Here is a 17388-nt window from a genome sequence, read left to right as displayed (position 1 = left end):
CGCTCCTCAGCGTCGGGTAATCAAGCCCTGGCGCGCGATGCGAGTGAGGTGGCCAATGACCTCGGCGGCATCGCCCGGCGCTGGCGCCTGGATGACGGCCAAGTCGAAACGGTCGTTGCCGAACTGCTCCAGGCGGCACGTGGTTTCGGCAAACTGGATCAGAAAAGCGCGGGCCTGGCCCTTGCGGCGCGACAAGCCTTCGAGGTGACGCAAGAGGGTAGGCTGATGCTGGCCACCGAGCAGGATGCGCGGTGTGCGGGCCGCCTGGCTGGCAGGCAGTGGGCTCAAACAGACACTGGTACGTGGACAACTCATGGAGTATTTCTCCGCCTCGCGAATCCCGCTGGGCAGCGGTGGGAGGCGTCACCGAACCAGCGCTTTAGCGGTATTTCGGAGGGCCCGGAGCTGGGCTGTCCTGCGCCCCGCAAGTAGCTGTTTAAATCGGCGCAAGCGGTATGCTAGAGCTACAAGCGGCAAGCTGCAAGCCCCAAGCTGAAAGTGATCAACTTGAGGCCTGCAGCTTGTCTGCTATCAGCGGGCGATCAACCGGTCGACGGAGAAGCGGCCGGCGCCTTCGATCAGCACTGCGACGGTGCCGGCCAGCAGCGCCAGGGCGAACTCATAGCCATTGTTGGACATGAACAGGCCATTGCCGATGTGCACCGAGAAAATCGCCACTACCAGGGTTACGCTCAGTGCCAGTGCCGCGGGGCGGGCCAGCAGGCCGATCACCAGGGCCAGGCCGCCGAAGAACTCGGCGCTGCCGGACAGCAGGGCCATCAGGTAGCCAGGCGCCAGGCCGATACTCTCCATCCATTGCCCTGTGCCTTCCAGGCCGTAGCCACCGAACAGCCCGAACAGCTTCTGCGCACCGTGCGCCATGAAGATCAGACCGACCAGAATACGGACCACGCTCAGGCCCAGGCCGGCGCGGGTGGAGAGCAGTTGGGTGATTGCGTTGTTCATTGGGTGACTTCCTTGAAACTGGGATGTGGTGTTGGGATGGGCGCCATCATAATCAATCTGGTAGATATGAAAATCGCAAAAAACCCAACATAACAATCGACAGAATCGATTTGTCAGCGCTTGACTACGCGCTCCAGTGCAGCGCGCTCACGGTTGAACGCCAGGAAGTACTTGTTCACGCTGTTGACGAAGTTGACCGGCCCCATGCCTACCTGCTCCATGGCCACACGCTCGGTCTGGAAGAACCACTGGTTGCCATTGAGGCCTCGCTTGCGCGCTTCGGCGCGCATCGCCTGTACCCGCTCCGGGCCAAGGTTGTAGGCCGCCAGCACAAAGGCCATGCGCTCGCGCTCGTTGATTTGCGGGCTGGCAAAGAACTTGCGGCGGATCAGCGCCAGGTAGCGAGCGCTGGCCTGGACATTACCGTCGACCGTCGCGGTATTGCTGACCCCAACCCGCTGGGCAGCCGAGGGTGTGATCTGCATCAGGCCATGCGCCCCGCCACTGCCGCGCGCCGTCGGGTTGAGGGTTGATTCCTTGAAGGCCAACGCAGCCAGGTTGAGCCAGTCGATCTGCTGCGCCGCACCGTGCTTCTGCAGCACCGCGCGCACCGAGGTCAGCCGCTGCCGGTCCTTTTGCGCCAGTGGGTTGTGCACGCGGTACTGGCGCCGGTAGATACGCTCGAACGCTGCATCCTGGTTCTCGGGCGCGCGGTAGCCCTGCAGGAAGCGGTCGACGGTGGCCAGCAGCATCGGTGCATCACGTCGCACATACCAGCGCATGGCTTGCGGCTGGCCCAGTTGCAGCCGGGTGTCCAGGCGCAGCCGCGGCATCACCCTGGCCCAGCGTTGGGCGATTGGCCGCTCCACCACGGTCAGGTGATAAATGCCGGCCTGGACCATCTCCAGCACGTCTTCCACCGCCAAGGTCGAATCGACCCACTCGATCTTGACCGGTGGCCGCTTGCGCAGGGCCAGCTGCTGATTCACCTGCTGGATCAGTGCGCCGGCAGCGCTGGCACTGGTCAGGGCGACAGTGCGCCCGGACAACTGCTCGACACGGCTGAAACTGCGCTCGCCCTTGCGCCCGACCAGCCACAATGGCACCTGGTCCAGTACCGGGGCACTGCTGTTCACGCCACCGACCACCGCCGGGTCGAGCAATTCGCCGGGCGCGGCAAGGTCCCCTTCACCGCGCTGGAGGGCCCCGAGCAGTTGCTCCTTGGCCCGCGGAATGAGCTTGATGCGTATCTGTTGACCGTCGCCGGCTCGGGCATTGAGGTAATGCTCGAGCGCACGCAGGCGGTAGTACTCGATGCCGACGGGCTCGCCCTTGACCTCACCGGAACTGTTGCGGCTCTGGTTCACCAGCACCCGCAATACCTTGCTGCTACGCACCTGTTCCAGGTCGCGGGCCTTGCTCACCGGCACGTTCTGCTGCGGCCCCGGCACGCGTGCATAAGCGGGGCCGACGGTAATCAGCCCAAGCATCAGCAACAGGGTGAGCAGGTATCGCAGCATGCGAAAACGTGTCCAGGGTCGGTAGGCAGCGTCCATGAGGTACGAGCAGTTCGTGATAAATGACCGTAAAAGACCACGGCAACAGCCTGAAGTTCTTGGCTTTTTTCCGATTATCGCGCTTTTTGCTATGCTGGCCGTCCCGCGGCACGAGGTAGCACCATGCAACTGATCGATATCGGCGTCAACCTGACCAACAGCAGTTTCCACGACCAGCAGGCAGCCATCGTCGAGCGCGCCATCGAAGCTGGCGTGGTGCAGATGGTCCTTACCGGCACCAACCTTGCGGTCAGCGAACAGGCGCTGGAGCTGTGCCAGCAGCTCGACCCCGACAGCGGGCACCTGTTCGCCACCGCCGGTGTGCACCCGCACGACGCCAAGGCCTGGGATGCAAACAGCGAGCGGCAGCTGCGCCAGCTGTTGAATGAAGAACGTGTACGCGCCGTAGGCGAATGCGGCCTGGACTTCAACCGTGACTTCTCCCCTCGCCCACTCCAGGAAAAAGCCCTGGAGGCCCAGCTTGCGTTGGCTGCCGAGTTGCGCCTGCCGGTGTTCCTGCACGAGCGCGATGCCAGCGAGCGCTTGCTGGCGATTCTGAAGGGTTACCGTGATCACCTGCCGGCCGCCGTGGTGCACTGTTTTACCGGCGAGCGCGAAGCGCTGTTCGCCTACCTGGACATGGACCTGCACATTGGTATCACCGGTTGGATTTGCGATGAGCGCCGCGGCATGCACCTGCATCCGCTAGTCGGCAACATTGCACAAGGGCGCCTGATGCTGGAAAGCGATGCCCCGTACCTGCTGCCACGCAGCCTGCGGCCAAAACCCAAGAGCGGGCGCAACGAGCCAGCGTTTCTGCCCGAGGTGCTGCGCGAGGTCGCGCTGCACCGCAATGAAAGCGTTGAACTGACCGCGGCGCACACCACCGCTACCGCCAAGGCGTTCTTCCAGCTTCCCTGAGCGGCGCCGCACATAAACCATTTGTTGATACACATCAAAACCTCCCTGATGCGAGCGGGCACAATGATGGCACCTTGCCAATGCTGTTTCCGCTCAACTCAGAGAAGACCTACCCATGGGTGCCTGGCTTAGCAATATTTCCCTGAAATACAAATTCTGGGCCGTCAACGCGGTGGCCTTTGTCACGACTTTGATGCTGGTGCTCTATGCCGTGCACCTGGAGCAGCGAGCCCGCGCCGACGCCGCGCAGGCCCAGGCGCATTCCCAGGCCGAGCTGTTGAGCGCCTGGCCCGCAGGGCCTGCCCTGCCCCGCCAAGCCAACGTGATCGCCTGGCAGCCCGGCCAGACGCCGAGCTTTGCCGGCCAAAGCCTGGATGCCCTGCGGGATGCGCAAGGCTGGGTAGCCTTGCCAGCCGCCTGGGTCCTCGGCGACAACCCGTTGCGCGGCGCCGTGGTACTGCGCCATGGCGACCAGCAGGTGGCAGTCCTTGCCCAGGCCCCGAGCGTGCGCCAGGTATTCTTCGAGCGCTTCGTCAATTACGCCGTGTGCGTGCTGGTGCTGATGCTGGCAATGCTGTGTGCCTCGCAGTTGCTGATCCGCTTCCTGCTGAGCCAGCTCAACACCCTCAAGGACGTCATGCTGCACGTGGAAAAGACCGGTGACCTTGCGGCACGCGTGCCGTTGGCCTGCGGGGACGAAGTGGGCCAGATGGCCGGCGCCTTCAATGCCATGCAGTGCACCTACCACCGCGTGGTCAGCACCGTGGCACGTACCGCCGCGCAGCTCGACTCGGGCGCCGCGCGCCTGGCAACGAGCATGAACGACGTGCGCCACGGCATGCTCGGCCAGCAGAGCGAGACTGATCAGGCAGCCACGGCGATCAACCAGATGTCCGCCACCGTGCACCATATCGCCCAGCATGCCGGCGCCACTCGCGACCTGTCGCAGACCGCCGACACCCTCGCCGGCAGCGGCAAGGAGGTAGTCAACCGGGTGCAGGGCTCGATTGCCGGGCTGTCCAGCGGCGTGCAGCAGACCGCCGAAATGATCCGCCAGCTGGCCGAAGACAGCCAGAAGATCAATGGTGTGGTCAACGTCATCCACAGCATTGCCGAACAGACCAACTTGCTGGCACTCAATGCCGCCATCGAAGCCGCCCGCGCCGGTGACCTGGGCCGCGGCTTTGCCGTGGTTGCTGATGAGGTACGCAGCCTGGCCAAGCGCGTGCAGGCCTCCACCGACGAGATCACCGGCATGGTAGCCGACCTGCAGGCCGGTACCCGCGATGCGGTGGAATTCATGCAGGAGAGCTCCTACAAGGCGGACGATTGCGTGCGCCAGGCCCAGGAAGCCGGCGTGGCCCTGGCAGACATCACCGGCGCCGTGGCACAGATGCGCGAAAGCAACACACAAATTGCCGTCGCCGCCGAGCAGCAGAGCCAAGTGGCTGAAGAAATGAACCGCGCCGTGGTGAGCATCCGCGATGTCACCGAGCAGACCGTGCAGCAGACCGTCGATTCTGCCACCACCAGCAGCGAACTGGCGACCCTGGCCGGCGAGCTGAACAAAGCCATCGGCCAGCTCAAGCTATAGTCACCATAGCCAGCCTCGATTGGCTGTGATCACAGCGCCGCACTAAGCTTTGGGCATGACCGCGAGGAAATGCCCATGAGCAAACGACTGCCTAACTTGCCCGCCTGGCAATGGCGCGGCTACCACCACAACCATCGTCACCCGACCAACCTGGTGCTGCACCTGATTGCCGTGCCGCTGTTCATCCTCGGCGCGCTGCTGGTGCTGTCAGGCCTGTTCGCTCTGGACCTGAGCCAGATCGCCGTAGGCGTCATTGCCTTGATCGCCGGGTTAGGCCTGCAGCGCCACGGCCACCGCCTGGAGGCCGAGCAGCCAGAACCGTTCGCCAATCGCAAGGACGCCATGCAGCGCCTGCTGGCCGAACAATTCATCACCTTCCCACGCTTCGTGCTCAGTGGTGCCTGGTGGCGCGCCTGGCGGGAGCGGCACAAGCATCGTCGCTAGGCAAACACCGTTACCGTCTGCCGGCTCAAGGCCAGCAACGCTCCTTCTGCGGTCCACAGGGCGGCCGCTGCATGCCCGTAGCCGTCCCGGGCATGCTCGGTCTCGACGCAGTAGCGGCACCAGTCCAGCGTCGAAAGGCGCGCTACCGGCTGGATGAATTCGATGGTCCAGGTCAGCGTGCTGCCAGCCGCGGGTTGCTTCAGGTAAGGCATCAGGCTGGGTGGCCAGGCGTCCACCAAGGCCAGCAAGTGGGCTTCGTTGACCTGCTCCTCGGCAACATCGCGCAAGCGCACCCAGCCGCCCATGTGCCGTGATTGATTGCCGCTGAACGGCAGCCCGCCAACCGCCCAGCGCAAAGCGACGTGACGCATGAACTCCGGCGTGATGCCCTTGATGTACGGCAGCTCCGGGGCAGCATCCTCTAGCGCCTTCATCTCCATGGCGGGCACCGCCGGAACATCCACCACCGATGCCCGGCCAGCTCCGAAATTGCCCTGCACCAACGTCACCACCTGGCCATCCTGCACAGCGCGGCCCAGCAGCGTGCTGACCGCTTTGCCCTCGCGCAGCACCTCGACTTCAAAACGGGTGGGCACGTCGGGCGCCGCCGGGGCGACGAAACTGATGGCCAGGGAACGCACTGGGCGGTCATCGGAGAGTTTCAGGCGCATGGCCTCGTAGACCATGGCAGCCATCAGGCCACCGAAGGCAGCACGCCCCTGGGCCCAATTGGCCGGGATGCTGACCGCGTCCGGGTTTGCTCGCACGGCGTCGAGCAGTTGGTTGAAATTCATGGGCCGGCTCCTGCGTAAGGTGTCAGCCCATACTATCCAGCAAACTGCTCTCGATCAGCCCGCATATCGGTCATTTGCCGGGCTTGCGCCGCTCAAGCGCAGCCAGCAAGGCATCCAGCGTACCGTCGGCGGTGCGTTCGGCTTCGTGCAGCTCCTGCTCCCAATCCACCTTGCAGGGCGCAAGGTCCGCCTGCGCTTGAGCCTGCAGCAACCACTGCAGGTGGTCATGCCAGACACCCAGGTCGCCCTGGGCTTTCTTCAGCAAGCCCTGCAGCCGCTTGCCGGCATGGTCAAGCTGGGGATAGGCCTGGTCGCCGTAGCGCACGCGCTTGATCAGCAAGCGCAGGCGATGACGGTCATGGGCGGGGTCCTGCAAGGCTTCATGCAACTTGCGCCACTGCTTGACCAGGCGCTTGTCGACGCGCTTGCCCAGCGCCTTGGCCAGCCCCTCACGCCCCGCTGCACGCAGAAACAACGGGAACGCATCGAGAATAGACAGTACGCGGCCCAGTTGCGGGCTGGCGGCGACGCTGGCGAACGTTGCAGTGCGCCCCTGCAGGCGCCGTTGCCCGGCATCTGCCAAGCCCCGACGCAGCAGCTCGCCCGCCAGCACCTCGCGGTCACGCAACGGCGTGGTCAGCGTGCCAAGCGCCTTTGCAGCGGCCTCCAGCTGCTCTACCCCAGGCAAACCCGCAAGCGGGCGCAGCAGGCTGCGTAGCCGCCGCACGCCTATGCGCAGGTCGTGCAGCGCCTCGCTGTCGGTATCGGCAGCCAGGCGCTCGCGACACGCCAACAGGCGCACCTGCAAGGCCAGTACCTGGGCAACCACATGGTCGAGCATGGCAGACATACAGCGCTCCTTGGTCAGCGCCCGGCGCGCGACTCACGAATGTAGAAACGCGCCTTTTCGGCTTTCTTGCTGCAACCTTCAAAGCCCTCGAACTGCTGCTGGGTCTTGGCCCCGGTCAGCAGCGACAAGGCCTTGGAATAGCTGACAGTACCGGCAAACCCTTCTGCCTTGGCCAGGTCGAGCTCCTTCCAGGCGGCATCCAGCTGCGTCGCGCAGCTGTCACGGTAGGCCGTCTTGCCCGCACAGCCAGCAAGGGCCAGGGCAATCAGAGGAAGGCAGATCCAGGCTTTCATCGGTGGTACCTCAACAGGTTGAAATAGAGTGGCTGTTCGACGCCCGGGCACCTGAAAAGTGCCGCGCTCGGCGTGTTTTGCCTAGAGTCTACATTGAAGCACAGGCGGCGCTCGGTGCATTGTAGGACCATTGTTGCAAAGGCCCGGGGATGATCATGAGCAAACGTGTAGCACTGGTGTTGGGATCGGGGGGCGCTCGGGGTTATGCCCATATCGGCGTGATCGAAGAAATCGAACGGCGCGGCTACGACATTGCCTGCATCGCCGGCTGCTCCATGGGCGCGGTAATCGGGGGAATCTACGCAGCGGGCAAGCTGGACGAATACCGCAACTGGATCGAAAGCCTGGATTACCTGGATGTGCTGCGCCTGGTCGACGTCAGCTTCCGCCTTGGCGCCATCCGCGGCGACAAGGTGTTCGGGCAGATCCGCAAGATCGTTGGCGAAATCAACATCGAGCAACTGCGCATCCCCTATACGGCCGTGGCCACCGACCTGACCCACCAGCAGGAAATCTGGTTTCAGGAAGGCTGCCTGCACCAGGCCATGCGCGCCTCGGCAGCCATTCCCAGCCTGTTCACGCCGGTGATGCAGGGCAACCGCATGCTGGTCGACGGCGGCATCCTCAACCCACTGCCGATCGTGCCGGTGGTGTCGAGCCACTGCGACATGATCATCGCGGTGAACCTCAACTCCACCAACCAGAAGCAGTACCAGTTGCCGGTGATCGAACGGCCGGCAGCGTTCAAGATGCGCTTTGACTCGCTGCTCAGTTCGCTGGGCTCGCACCTGCCGTTCCGGCGCAAGCCGGCCGAAGAGCTAATGCGCATTGAGCAGGAAATTACCGCCGAAGGCTTGGTACCGCCCAACCCCTGGCTGGCCGATGCAGCCTCCCCGGAAGCACAGCAACCGGCGGCGGCACCGGAGAGCGAAGGCGCGCCCAAGTCGGCAACCGGGTCATTCATCATTGACAACGTTGGGCCCGCATCACTGCTTGACCTGATCAACCAGAGCTTCGAGGTGATGCAGACCTCGCTGGCGCAGTACAAGATCGCCGGATATCCACCGGATGTGCTGATCAACGTACCCAAGCGGGTATGCCGATTCTTCGAGTTCTACAAAGCGCCGGAGCTGATTGCGCTGGGCAGGGAGATTGCGCGGGATACGCTGGATAACTACGAGGGGGAAAAGCGCTAGCGTTGGTTCTGACACCACAAACGAAACAGGCCGCATTACGCGGCCTGTTTCGTTACACGGCATCCACTCAGTAGCGAGTGATGTCTGCACTGCCTTCCAGCTGCTTGCGGTACGCCGCGAAGTCCTGCTGGCCAGCGCGCGAAGCGAGGTAGCGGCGAATCTGCTGCTTCTCTTCGTCGCTAGCGGCGGCGCCTTCGTTGACGCCCTTGAGCTGCAGCACAACCAGGCTGCCATCAGCCAGGACGACACTGCCGTATTCCGGCTTGTCCTTGGCTTCTGGCTTGGCGAGGCGGAACAGCGCCTGCAGCTCGGCCGGGTCGATACCGTCCTGGCCGCGGGTGACTGCCTCGTAGGCCTTCCAGCTCTGCCCGTCGTGGGCGGTGCCGGCGGCGATCGAGCCGTCTTTCAGGCCAGCGATCAGCTTGTCCGCCTTGGTCTTGAGTTCGGCAGTCGCCTTCTCCTTGGCCAGGTGTTCGCTGATGTTCTTGGCCACGGCTTCCAGCGGCATCTGCTCAGGCTTGCGATGCTCCTTGACGCGCAGCACCACGGTGGTTTCCGGGTCCAGCTCGATGGCGGTGCTGTTGGCAGCCTCCTCCAGCACTTCCTCGGAGAACGCAGCCTGGATCACCGCACGGTTGGCAGTGATACCTTCGCCACCTTCACGGCCGAATGGCGCCGAGGTATGCACCTTGAGGTTCAGGTCCTGGGCCGGCTGGGCCAGGTCGGCAGCCTCGTAGGCGGCATCCTGCAGCTGCTTGCTGGCATCGACGTAACGCTGCTCGACCAGTGGAGTCTTCAGGTCACGCGTGAGCTTGTCCTTCAAGCTGGCAAAGCTCGGCACTTCAGGCGCCTGCTTGCCCAGCAGCTTGATCAGGTGGTAACCGAACTCGGTACGTACCGGGGCCGAGACCTGGCCATCGTCGAGCTTGTAAAGGGCCTCTTCGAAGGCTGGGTCATACACCCCAGGGCCGGCGAAGCCGAGGTCACCGCCGGTGTTGGCGGAACCTGGGTCCTGGGAGAACTCTTTCGCCAGCTTGGCGAAGTCTTCACCCTTGGCCAGACGCTGCTCGACTTCTTCGACGCGGGCTTTGGCCTGGGCATCGCTGACCTTGTCGTTGACCTCGATGAGGATGTGCGCGGCATGGCGCTGCTCGGCAAGGTTGGCGATGTCTTTTTCGTACTGCGCCTTGAGCTCGTCGTCGGTGACCTTGACCTGGTCGAAGAACGCCGACTTCTTCAGCTCGACGTAATCGATGACCACTTGATCAGGGGTCATGAACTCCTTGGCGTGCTGCTCGTAGTGCGCCTTGACCTCGTCATCGCTGACCTTGACCGCCGCCGGGTTGGCCTTGAAGGTCAACGAGGCGAAGTCGCGGGTCTGGTTTTCCAGGCGGGCAAAGGCGTCTACCTGCTTGTCGGTGACGAAGCTGCTGCCGGCAATACCGGTGCGCACCTGGCCGATCAGCATTTCTTCGGCGAGCATCTCGCGGAACTGCATACGGCCATAGCCCATCTGGCGGATGACCTGGTCGAAACGGTCGGCGTTGAACTTGCCATCAACCTGGAATTCCGGGGTTTGCAGGATCACTTGATCCAGCGCGGCCTCGGAGAAGGCGAACTTGGCGTCTTCGGCACCCTGCAGCAGCAGCTTGCGGTCGATCAGCCCTTTGAGCGCGGCGTCGCGCAGCAGTTTTTCGTCCAGCAGCGCCGGGTCGAAATCTTTGCCCAGTTGTTGCATCAACTGGCGACGCTGCATGTCGGTCGCCTGGCTCAGCTCGTTCTGGCTGATGGTCTGGCCGTTTACCTTGGCGGCGTCCTGGCTATGGGTGGCGGCCTGGAAAATGGCCTCGAAGCCGGTCAACGCCATCAACACAACGATGAGGCCGATGATGGTCTTGGCAATCCAACCTTGTGAATTGTCCCTGATATTTTGCAGCATGCGTCCCCCAGAAACGGCTGTACCACTGCGTCGACAACCGCGGAGCGTGGGTAGAATCCTGATAAAAGAAAGGCGCATCCGAGGATGCGCCTTTTCTTAGCAAACGTGTCAGGCGGGAACGTTTGCGACCCGCCTTCTGCGTGCTCGAACCTGGCAAGGCCCGGTCCGGCTGAAAGAGACGACTTAGTTGACGGCGTCTTTCAGGCCTTTGCCAGCCTTGAAACCTGGAACCTTGGCGGCAGCGATCTTGATTGCGTTACCCGTTTGCGGGTTACGGCCGGTGCGCTCAGCGCGCTCTTTGACCGAGAAGGTCCCGAAGCCAACCAGAACGACGTCGTCGCCTGCTTTCAGGGCACCAGTTACGGAGTCGATCACAGCATCCAGAGCCTTACCTGCGGTAGCTTTGGAAATGTCAGCCGATGCAGCGATAGCGTCAATCAGTTCCGACTTGTTCACTCTAAGTCCCCTTTTTCTCTATTTGAGTTTGTTTCTAAGTATGTAATGAAAAGCTTATGAAACGTGCGCTGGGTGGCTTGTTGACAATAGCGTGCCGCTTTATAGCAAGGCCCCGAAAAAACTGTCAAGGAAAGCCCCCCAGCTAAAAACTACTAATGCGTGCTAATTCGTTCCTTAGCATCGCCGTCGCGCTTTTCATCTTTCGCGACAATCTCGGGAGCCACATCTGGCAAGGGCTCCGGGGCGTATTGCAGCGCAATTTGCAGGACTTCGTCAATCCATTTGACCGGTTTGATCTGAAGATCCTGTTTGATATTTTCCGGAATCTCCTTCAGATCGCGAACATTCTCCTCCGGAATGATCACCGTCTTGATCCCCCCACGGTGTGCCGCCAGCAGTTTTTCCTTCAACCCGCCGATGGCCAACACCTGGCCACGCAGGGTGATTTCGCCGGTCATGGCCACGTCGGCACGTACCGGAATCTGCGTCAGCGCGGACACCAGCGCGGTGCACATGCCGATACCGGCGCTCGGGCCGTCCTTCGGCGTGGCGCCCTCGGGCATGTGGATGTGCACGTCGTGTTTCTCGTGGAAGTCGGCGGCAATCCCAAGGCTGCGGGCACGGCTACGGACCACGGTCTGCGCGGCAGTGATGGATTCGACCATCACGTCACCCAGCGAGCCGGTCTTGATCAGCTGGCCCTTGCCTGGGATGACCACCGACTCGATGGTCAGCAATTCGCCGCCCACCTGGGTCCATGCCAAGCCGGTAACCTGGCCGATCTGGTCCTGCTGCTCGGCCAGGCCGTAGCGGAACTTGCGCACGCCCAGCAGGTGTTCGAGCTGCTCACTGGCAACCTTGACCTTGACCTGCTTCTGCCCGGCATGTTCCTTGACCACCTTGCGGCAGACCTTGGCAATCTGCCGCTCGAGCCCTCGGACACCGGCTTCGCGGGTGTAGTAACGGATGATGTCGCGAATCGCCGAGACGTCGACCTCCAGCTCTTCCTTCTTCAGCCCGTTGGCCTTGACCTGCTTGGGCACCAGGTACTTGACCGCAATGTTGATCTTCTCGTCCTCGGTGTAGCCCGGCAGGCGGATGACTTCCATGCGGTCAAGCAGCGCCGGCGGGATGTTCATCGAGTTCGAGGTGCACAGGAACATCACGTCCGAGAGGTCGTAGTCGACTTCCAGGTAGTGGTCGTTGAAGTTGTGGTTTTGCTCGGGGTCGAGCACTTCCAGCAGCGCCGAGGCGGGGTCGCCACGCATGTCGCTGCCCATCTTGTCGATCTCGTCGAGCAGGAACAGCGGGTTGCGCACACCCACCTTGGTCATTTTCTGGATCAGACGGCCAGGCATCGAACCGATGTAGGTCCGGCGGTGGCCACGGATCTCGGCCTCGTCACGCACGCCGCCCAAGGCCATGCGCACGAACTTGCGGTTGGTCGCGGCAGCGATCGACTCGGCCAGCGAGGTCTTGCCCACGCCAGGCGGGCCAACCAGGCACAGCACCGGGCCACGGATCTTCTTCACGCGCTTCTGCACGGCGAGGTACTCGAGGATCCGCTCCTTGACCTCTTCCAGGCCATAGTGGTCGGCATCGAGGATTTCCTCGGCCTTGGTCAGGTCCAGGCGCACCTTGCTCTGGGCCTTCCACGGCACCTGCACCAGCCAGTCGAGGTAGGACCGTACCACGGTGGCCTCGGCCGACATCGGCGACATCTGCTTGAGCTTGTTCAGCTCGGCCTGGGCCTTGGCCAGGGCGTCTTTCGGCAGGCCAGCGGCTTCGATGCGCTTTTTCAGCTCTTCGACTTCGTTGTGGCCTTCGTCGCCATCGCCGAGCTCTTTCTGAATGGCCTTCATCTGCTCATTCAGGTAGTACTCGCGCTGGCTGCGCTCCATCTGCTTCTTGACCCGACCACGGATACGTTTCTCGACCTGCAACAGGTCGATCTCGGCATCCAGCATGGCCAGTACGTGCTCGACACGGGTCGACAGGTCGACGATCTCGAGAATTTCCTGCTTCTGCTCGATCTTCAGCGCCATGTGCGCGGCCATGGTGTCGACCAGGCGCCCAGGCTCTTCGATGCTGTTGAGCGACGACAGCACTTCGGCGGGCACTTTCTTGCCCAGCTGCACGTATTGCTCGAACTGCGACAGCAGCGTGCGCACGAAGACTTCAGACTCGCGTTCGGCGGCGTCGGTTTCGTCGATCAGGGAAACTTCGGCACGGATGTGCCCTTCTACTTCGGTAAAGCGTTCAACGGCGCCACGCTGCTCGCCCTCGACCAGCACCTTGACGGTGCCATCCGGCAGCTTCAGCAGTTGCAGCACGGTTGCAACGGTACCGACGCGATACAGGGCGTCTTCGCCCGGATCATCGTCGGCAGGGTTCTTCTGGGCCAGCAGAAGGATCTGCTTCTCGCCAGTCATCGCAGCCTCAAGGGCCTCGATGGACTTCTCACGCCCCACAAACAGCGGGATGACCATGTGCGGATAAACGACGACATCGCGCAATGGCAAAAGAGGCAAGTCGAGGGTGGTCTTCATGATTTCGCCTCTACAGCGGCCTTATGGCCGGAAACCGGTGGAAATATTGCTTGGACCTAATGTGGGGGCACGCTTGGGAAATTACAAGCGCTTGCATAGGAAAAGCAGAAAGGGGCCCGTAGGCCCCTTTCTTGCTTGCTGGCAACAGCCGACTCAGGCGTCGGGTGCGACCTTGGCTTGCGGCTCGCTGTTTTCGTAGATCATCAGCGGCTGTGAAGTGCCTTCGATGACGCTCTCATCGATCACCACCTTGCTGACATCCTTCTGCGAAGGAATCTCATACATGGTGTCGAGCAGCACGCCTTCGAGGATCGAACGCAGGCCACGGGCGCCGGTTTTGCGTTCCAGGGCCTTGCGTGCAACGGCCTTAAGCGCATCACTACGGAACTCGAGGTCGACGCTTTCCATCTCGAACAGCTTGGCGTACTGCTTGGTCAGGGCGTTCTTCGGCTCGGTGAGGATCTGCATCAATGCAGCCTCATCCAGCTCGTCGAGGGTCGCCAGAACCGGCAGACGGCCGACGAACTCAGGGATCAGGCCAAACTTGACCAAATCGTCCGGCTCGACTTCACGCAGCGATTCACCGACCTTCTTGCCCTCTTCCTTGCTGCGTACTTCGGCGCCAAAACCGATGCCACCTTTGGTGGAGCGGTTCTGGATGACCTTTTCCAGGCCCGAGAAGGCGCCACCGCAGATGAACAGGATATTGCGGGTATCAACCTGCAGGAACTCCTGTTGCGGGTGCTTGCGGCCCCCTTGCGGCGGAACGGAGGCCACGGTGCCTTCGATCAGCTTCAACAACGCCTGCTGCACGCCTTCGCCCGAAACGTCACGAGTGATGGACGGGTTGTCCGACTTGCGCGAGATCTTGTCGATCTCGTCGATGTAGACGATGCCCATCTGGGCCTTCTCCACGTCGTAGTCGCACTTCTGCAGCAGTTTCTGAATGATGTTCTCGACGTCCTCACCCACGTAACCGGCTTCGGTCAGGGTGGTGGCGTCAGCAATGGTGAACGGCACGTTCAACAGGCGTGCAAGGGTTTCGGCGAGCAGGGTCTTGCCCGAGCCAGTTGGCCCGATGAGCAGAATGTTGCTCTTGCCGAGTTCGACCTCGTCACCCTTCTTGTCACGCTGATTCAGGCGCTTGTAGTGGTTGTACACCGCTACGGCCAGCACCTTTTTCGCGCGCTCCTGACCAATCACGTACTGGTCCAGGATGCCGCTGATTTCTTTCGGCGAAGGCAATTTGTGCGCGCTGCTTTCGGCCTGGGCTTCCTGCACCTCCTCACGGATGATGTCGTTGCACAGGTCGACGCACTCGTCGCAGATAAATACCGAGGGCCCGGCAATCAGTTTGCGCACTTCGTGCTGGCTTTTGCCGCAGAAGGAGCAATAAAGCAATTTGCCGCTGTCCTCGCCGTTACGGGTGTCAGTCATTCGATCGATCCAATCCGGTAGGCTTGCAACACAAGATGAAGGCAATTGCGGGCTTTTTCAAGTCCGCAGGTAGGCGCTTTCGACGCCTACCTGCTCTGACACCTGGGTTCAGGAGGCCAGTTGCCGCTTGTCGTATACCGAGTCGATGAGGCCATACTCGGCCGCGCGCGAGGCGCTCATGAAGTTGTCACGCTCAGTATCACGCTGGATGGTCTCGAGATCCTGGCCGGTGTGGTAGGCCAGCAGCTCGTTCAAACGCGCCTTGATGCTGAGAATTTCCTGGGCGTGGATCTGGATGTCGGTGGCCTGACCCTGGAAGCCGCCGAGCGGCTGGTGGATCATGACGCGCGAGTTCGGCAGGCAGTGACGCTTGCCCTTGGCACCCGCGGTCAACAGGAAGGCACCCATGCTGCAGGCCTGGCCGATGCAGATGGTCGACACGTCCGGCTTGATGAACTGCATGGTGTCGTAGATCGACATGCCGGCCGTCACCGAACCGCCTGGGGAGTTGATGTAAAGATGGATATCCTTGTCCGGGTTTTCCGCCTCGAGGAACAGCATCTGCGCCACTACCAGGTTGGCCATGTAGTCTTCTACAGGGCCCACCAGGAAGATCACTCGCTCCTTCAACAAGCGCGAGTAGATGTCATAGGCGCGTTCGCCGCGGGCGGACTGCTCGATAACCATCGGGACCAGGCCGCCTGCGGCCTGGATGTCAGAGCTCTGCTGAATATAAGAATTGCGGGACATGTCCTGCGCTCACTCCCAAATAGTCATGGCTTGAATACGCACAAGCCAGCGCGAAGGCTGGCTTGTGGGGTTTCCTACGAGAGAACCGTATTACTCAGCTTCGGCAGGAGCCTGTACTGGTTTTACGGCTTCTTCGTACGAGACCGACTTGTCGGTCACAGTCGCTTTCTGCAGAACAGTATCTACAACTTGCTCTTCCAGCACAACCGAACGCACTTCGTTCAGTTGCTGGTCGTTTTTGTAGTACCAGGAGATGACCTGCTCAGGCTCTTGGTAAGCCGAGGCCATTTCTTCGATCATTTCGCGAACCTTGCCTTCGTCCGGCTTCAGGTCGTACTGCTTGACCACTTCGGCGACGATCAGGCCCAGCACCACACGGCGCTTGGCTTGCTCTTCGAACAGCTCGGCCGGCAGTTGCTCAGGCTTGATGTTGCCACCGAACTGCTGAACAGCCTGGACGCGCAGGCGGTTGACTTCGTTTTCCAGCAGGGCTTTCGGTACTTCGATCGGGTTGGCGGCCAGCAGACCGTCCATGACCTGGTTTTTCACCTTGGTCTTGATCGCCTGACGCAGCTCACGCTCCATGTTCTTGCGAACTTCGGTGCGGAAGCCTTCCAGGGTCGATTCCTTGATGCCGAACTGGGCGAAGAATTCTTCGTTCAGCTCTGGCAGCACAGGGGCCGAAACGCTGTTGACGGTGATGGTGAACTCGGCGGCTTTGCCAGCCAGGTCCAGGTTCTGGTAGTCCTCAGGGAAGGTCACGTTGACAACGCGCTCTTCGCCTGCCTTGGCGCCAACCAGGCCGTCTTCGAAGCCCGGGATCATGCGGCCGGAACCCAGTACCAGCTGGGTGCCCTGGGCCGAACCACCGGCGAAGGCTTCACCGTCGATCTTGCCGACGAAGTCGATGTTGACCTGGTCGTCTTTCTCGGCAGCGCGCTCGACGGCCTCGAAGCGGACGTTCTGCTTGCGCAGCACTTCCAGCATGTTGTCCAGGTCGGCGTCAGCCACTTCGGCGCTCAGGCGCTCGACGTTGATCGACTCCAGGCCGGAAACAGCGAACTCCGGGAACACTTCGAAGATGGCGACGAATTCCAGGTCCTTGCCCTTCTCGAAGGACTTCGGCTCAACGGCCGGAGCGCCAGCCGGGTTCAGCTTCTGCTCGACGATGGCTTCGTAGAAGGAAGCCTGGACCAGGTCACCGAAGGCCTCTTGGCGAGCATCGGCTTCGAAACGCTGACGGATCACGCTCATCGGCACTTTGCCTGGGCGGAAGCCCGCGACTTTGGCGCGCTTGGCAGTCTGCTGCAGACGCTTGTTGACTTCGTTCTCGACGCGCTCGGCCGGAACGGCGATGGTCATGCGGCGCTCGAGAGCGGAAGTGTTTTCAACAGAAACTTGCATGGATATTCCTCGTTGCACAGACGTTAGCCGGCGATAGCCCGACTCCAGAATCAAGGGCAAGCATTCTAGTGAGTCACGCACCAGAAGTCACCCCACTCGGGACGACGGGAAACCACGCCGGTCGATTAGCTTGCAAGGCCCGCACGGCTTGCCGCCGGGCCTCTTTATATAAGTAGGCTGCGCAACGCCGTCGGCGGCGCGCAACCGAAATACCTTGTCAAACAACTGCAGCGTGTGAA

16 protein-coding genes are annotated in these 17388 nt (G+C 61.9%); 4 read left to right on the top strand and 12 right to left on the bottom strand.

Annotated features, from left to right (window positions below; all coding sequences use genetic code 11):
• Nucleotides 1-6 precede the first annotated feature (6 nt).
• The 3 genes from ACFY68_RS20390 to ACFY68_RS20380 form a co-directional block, all read right to left on the bottom strand.
• Nucleotides 7-315, bottom strand: a complete 309-nt coding sequence (locus tag ACFY68_RS20390) for a hypothetical protein (protein WP_346615440.1) — start codon at nt 313-315, stop codon at nt 7-9.
• A 216-nt stretch (nt 316-531) separates the two neighbouring features.
• The gene (locus tag ACFY68_RS20385) at nt 532-966 is read right to left on the bottom strand and encodes a DoxX family protein (protein WP_346615439.1); all 435 of its coding nucleotides are present in this window, start codon (nt 964-966) and stop codon (nt 532-534) included.
• Nucleotides 967-1079: 113 nt separating this feature from the next.
• On the bottom strand, nt 1080-2486 hold the full coding sequence (locus tag ACFY68_RS20380) for a transglycosylase SLT domain-containing protein (RefSeq protein WP_387530954.1): 1407 nt from the start codon (nt 2484-2486) through the stop codon (nt 1080-1082).
• Nucleotides 2487-2645: 159 nt separating this feature from the next.
• Between ACFY68_RS20380 and ACFY68_RS20375 the strand changes: the two genes are divergently transcribed.
• From ACFY68_RS20375 to ACFY68_RS20365, 3 genes are all read left to right on the top strand, one after another.
• Nucleotides 2646-3443, top strand: a complete 798-nt coding sequence (locus tag ACFY68_RS20375) for a TatD family hydrolase (protein WP_387530952.1) — start codon at nt 2646-2648, stop codon at nt 3441-3443.
• Nucleotides 3444-3558: 115 nt separating this feature from the next.
• Complete coding sequence (locus ACFY68_RS20370) at nt 3559-5037, top strand: methyl-accepting chemotaxis protein (RefSeq protein WP_387530949.1); 1479 nt, start codon at nt 3559-3561, stop codon at nt 5035-5037.
• A 75-nt stretch (nt 5038-5112) separates the two neighbouring features.
• Nucleotides 5113-5481, top strand: a complete 369-nt coding sequence (locus ACFY68_RS20365) for an Mpo1-like protein (RefSeq protein ID WP_387530946.1) — start codon at nt 5113-5115, stop codon at nt 5479-5481.
• Here ACFY68_RS20365 and ACFY68_RS20360 read toward each other — a convergent pair.
• The 3 genes from ACFY68_RS20360 to ACFY68_RS20350 all read right to left on the bottom strand — a co-directional run bounded on the left by ACFY68_RS20360 (nt 5478) and on the right by ACFY68_RS20350 (nt 7418).
• Nucleotides 5478-6275 (bottom strand): acyl-CoA thioesterase, encoded by a 798-nt coding sequence (locus ACFY68_RS20360; protein WP_387530943.1) that lies wholly within the window; start codon nt 6273-6275, stop codon nt 5478-5480. The two genes, ACFY68_RS20365 and ACFY68_RS20360, sit on opposite strands and share 4 nt — an antisense overlap.
• Nucleotides 6276-6345: 70 nt before the next feature.
• Nucleotides 6346-7125, bottom strand: a complete 780-nt coding sequence (locus ACFY68_RS20355; protein WP_387530940.1) for a CHAD domain-containing protein — start codon at nt 7123-7125, stop codon at nt 6346-6348.
• 14 nt (nt 7126-7139) lie between these two features.
• Nucleotides 7140-7418, bottom strand: a complete 279-nt coding sequence (locus ACFY68_RS20350) for a hypothetical protein (protein WP_346615432.1) — start codon at nt 7416-7418, stop codon at nt 7140-7142.
• A 155-nt stretch (nt 7419-7573) separates the two neighbouring features.
• On the opposite strand from ACFY68_RS20350, the gene ACFY68_RS20345 reads away from it, so the two are divergent.
• Nucleotides 7574-8614, top strand: a complete 1041-nt coding sequence (locus ACFY68_RS20345; RefSeq protein ID WP_346615431.1) for a patatin-like phospholipase family protein — start codon at nt 7574-7576, stop codon at nt 8612-8614.
• Between the two features lie 67 nt (nt 8615-8681).
• On the opposite strand, the gene ACFY68_RS20340 is transcribed toward ACFY68_RS20345, so the two are convergent.
• The 6 genes from ACFY68_RS20340 to tig form a co-directional block, all read right to left on the bottom strand.
• Nucleotides 8682-10553, bottom strand: a complete 1872-nt coding sequence (locus ACFY68_RS20340) for a SurA N-terminal domain-containing protein (protein WP_387530936.1) — start codon at nt 10551-10553, stop codon at nt 8682-8684.
• 183 nt (nt 10554-10736) lie between these two features.
• On the bottom strand, nt 10737-11009 hold the full coding sequence (locus ACFY68_RS20335; protein ID WP_027593949.1) for an HU family DNA-binding protein: 273 nt from the start codon (nt 11007-11009) through the stop codon (nt 10737-10739).
• A 152-nt stretch (nt 11010-11161) separates the two neighbouring features.
• A complete protein-coding gene (lon, locus tag ACFY68_RS20330; RefSeq protein ID WP_387530932.1) occupies nt 11162-13558 on the bottom strand; it encodes an endopeptidase La in 2397 nt (798 codons plus the stop codon).
• A gap of 153 nt (nt 13559-13711) precedes the next feature.
• Nucleotides 13712-14995 carry an ATP-dependent Clp protease ATP-binding subunit ClpX gene (clpX, locus tag ACFY68_RS20325; RefSeq protein ID WP_346615428.1) on the bottom strand — a complete coding sequence of 428 codons (1284 nt, stop codon included), beginning with the start codon at nt 14993-14995 and terminating at the stop codon, nt 13712-13714.
• A 108-nt stretch (nt 14996-15103) separates the two neighbouring features.
• Nucleotides 15104-15745: an ATP-dependent Clp endopeptidase proteolytic subunit ClpP gene (gene clpP, locus ACFY68_RS20320; RefSeq protein ID WP_012271562.1), complete on the bottom strand. Its 642-nt coding sequence runs from the start codon at nt 15743-15745 to the stop codon at nt 15104-15106.
• Nucleotides 15746-15835: 90 nt separating this feature from the next.
• A complete protein-coding gene (gene tig, locus ACFY68_RS20315) occupies nt 15836-17149 on the bottom strand; it encodes a trigger factor (RefSeq protein ID WP_346615427.1) in 1314 nt (437 codons plus the stop codon).
• Between the last annotated feature and the right edge of the window lie 239 nt (nt 17150-17388).

Source organism: Pseudomonas sp. NPDC012596, from assembly GCF_042902325.1.
GTDB lineage: Bacteria > Pseudomonadota > Gammaproteobacteria > Pseudomonadales > Pseudomonadaceae > Aquipseudomonas.
The sequence above is the reverse complement of the archived record's forward strand: the minus strand, read 5'-3'. Positions and strand labels throughout refer to the sequence as shown.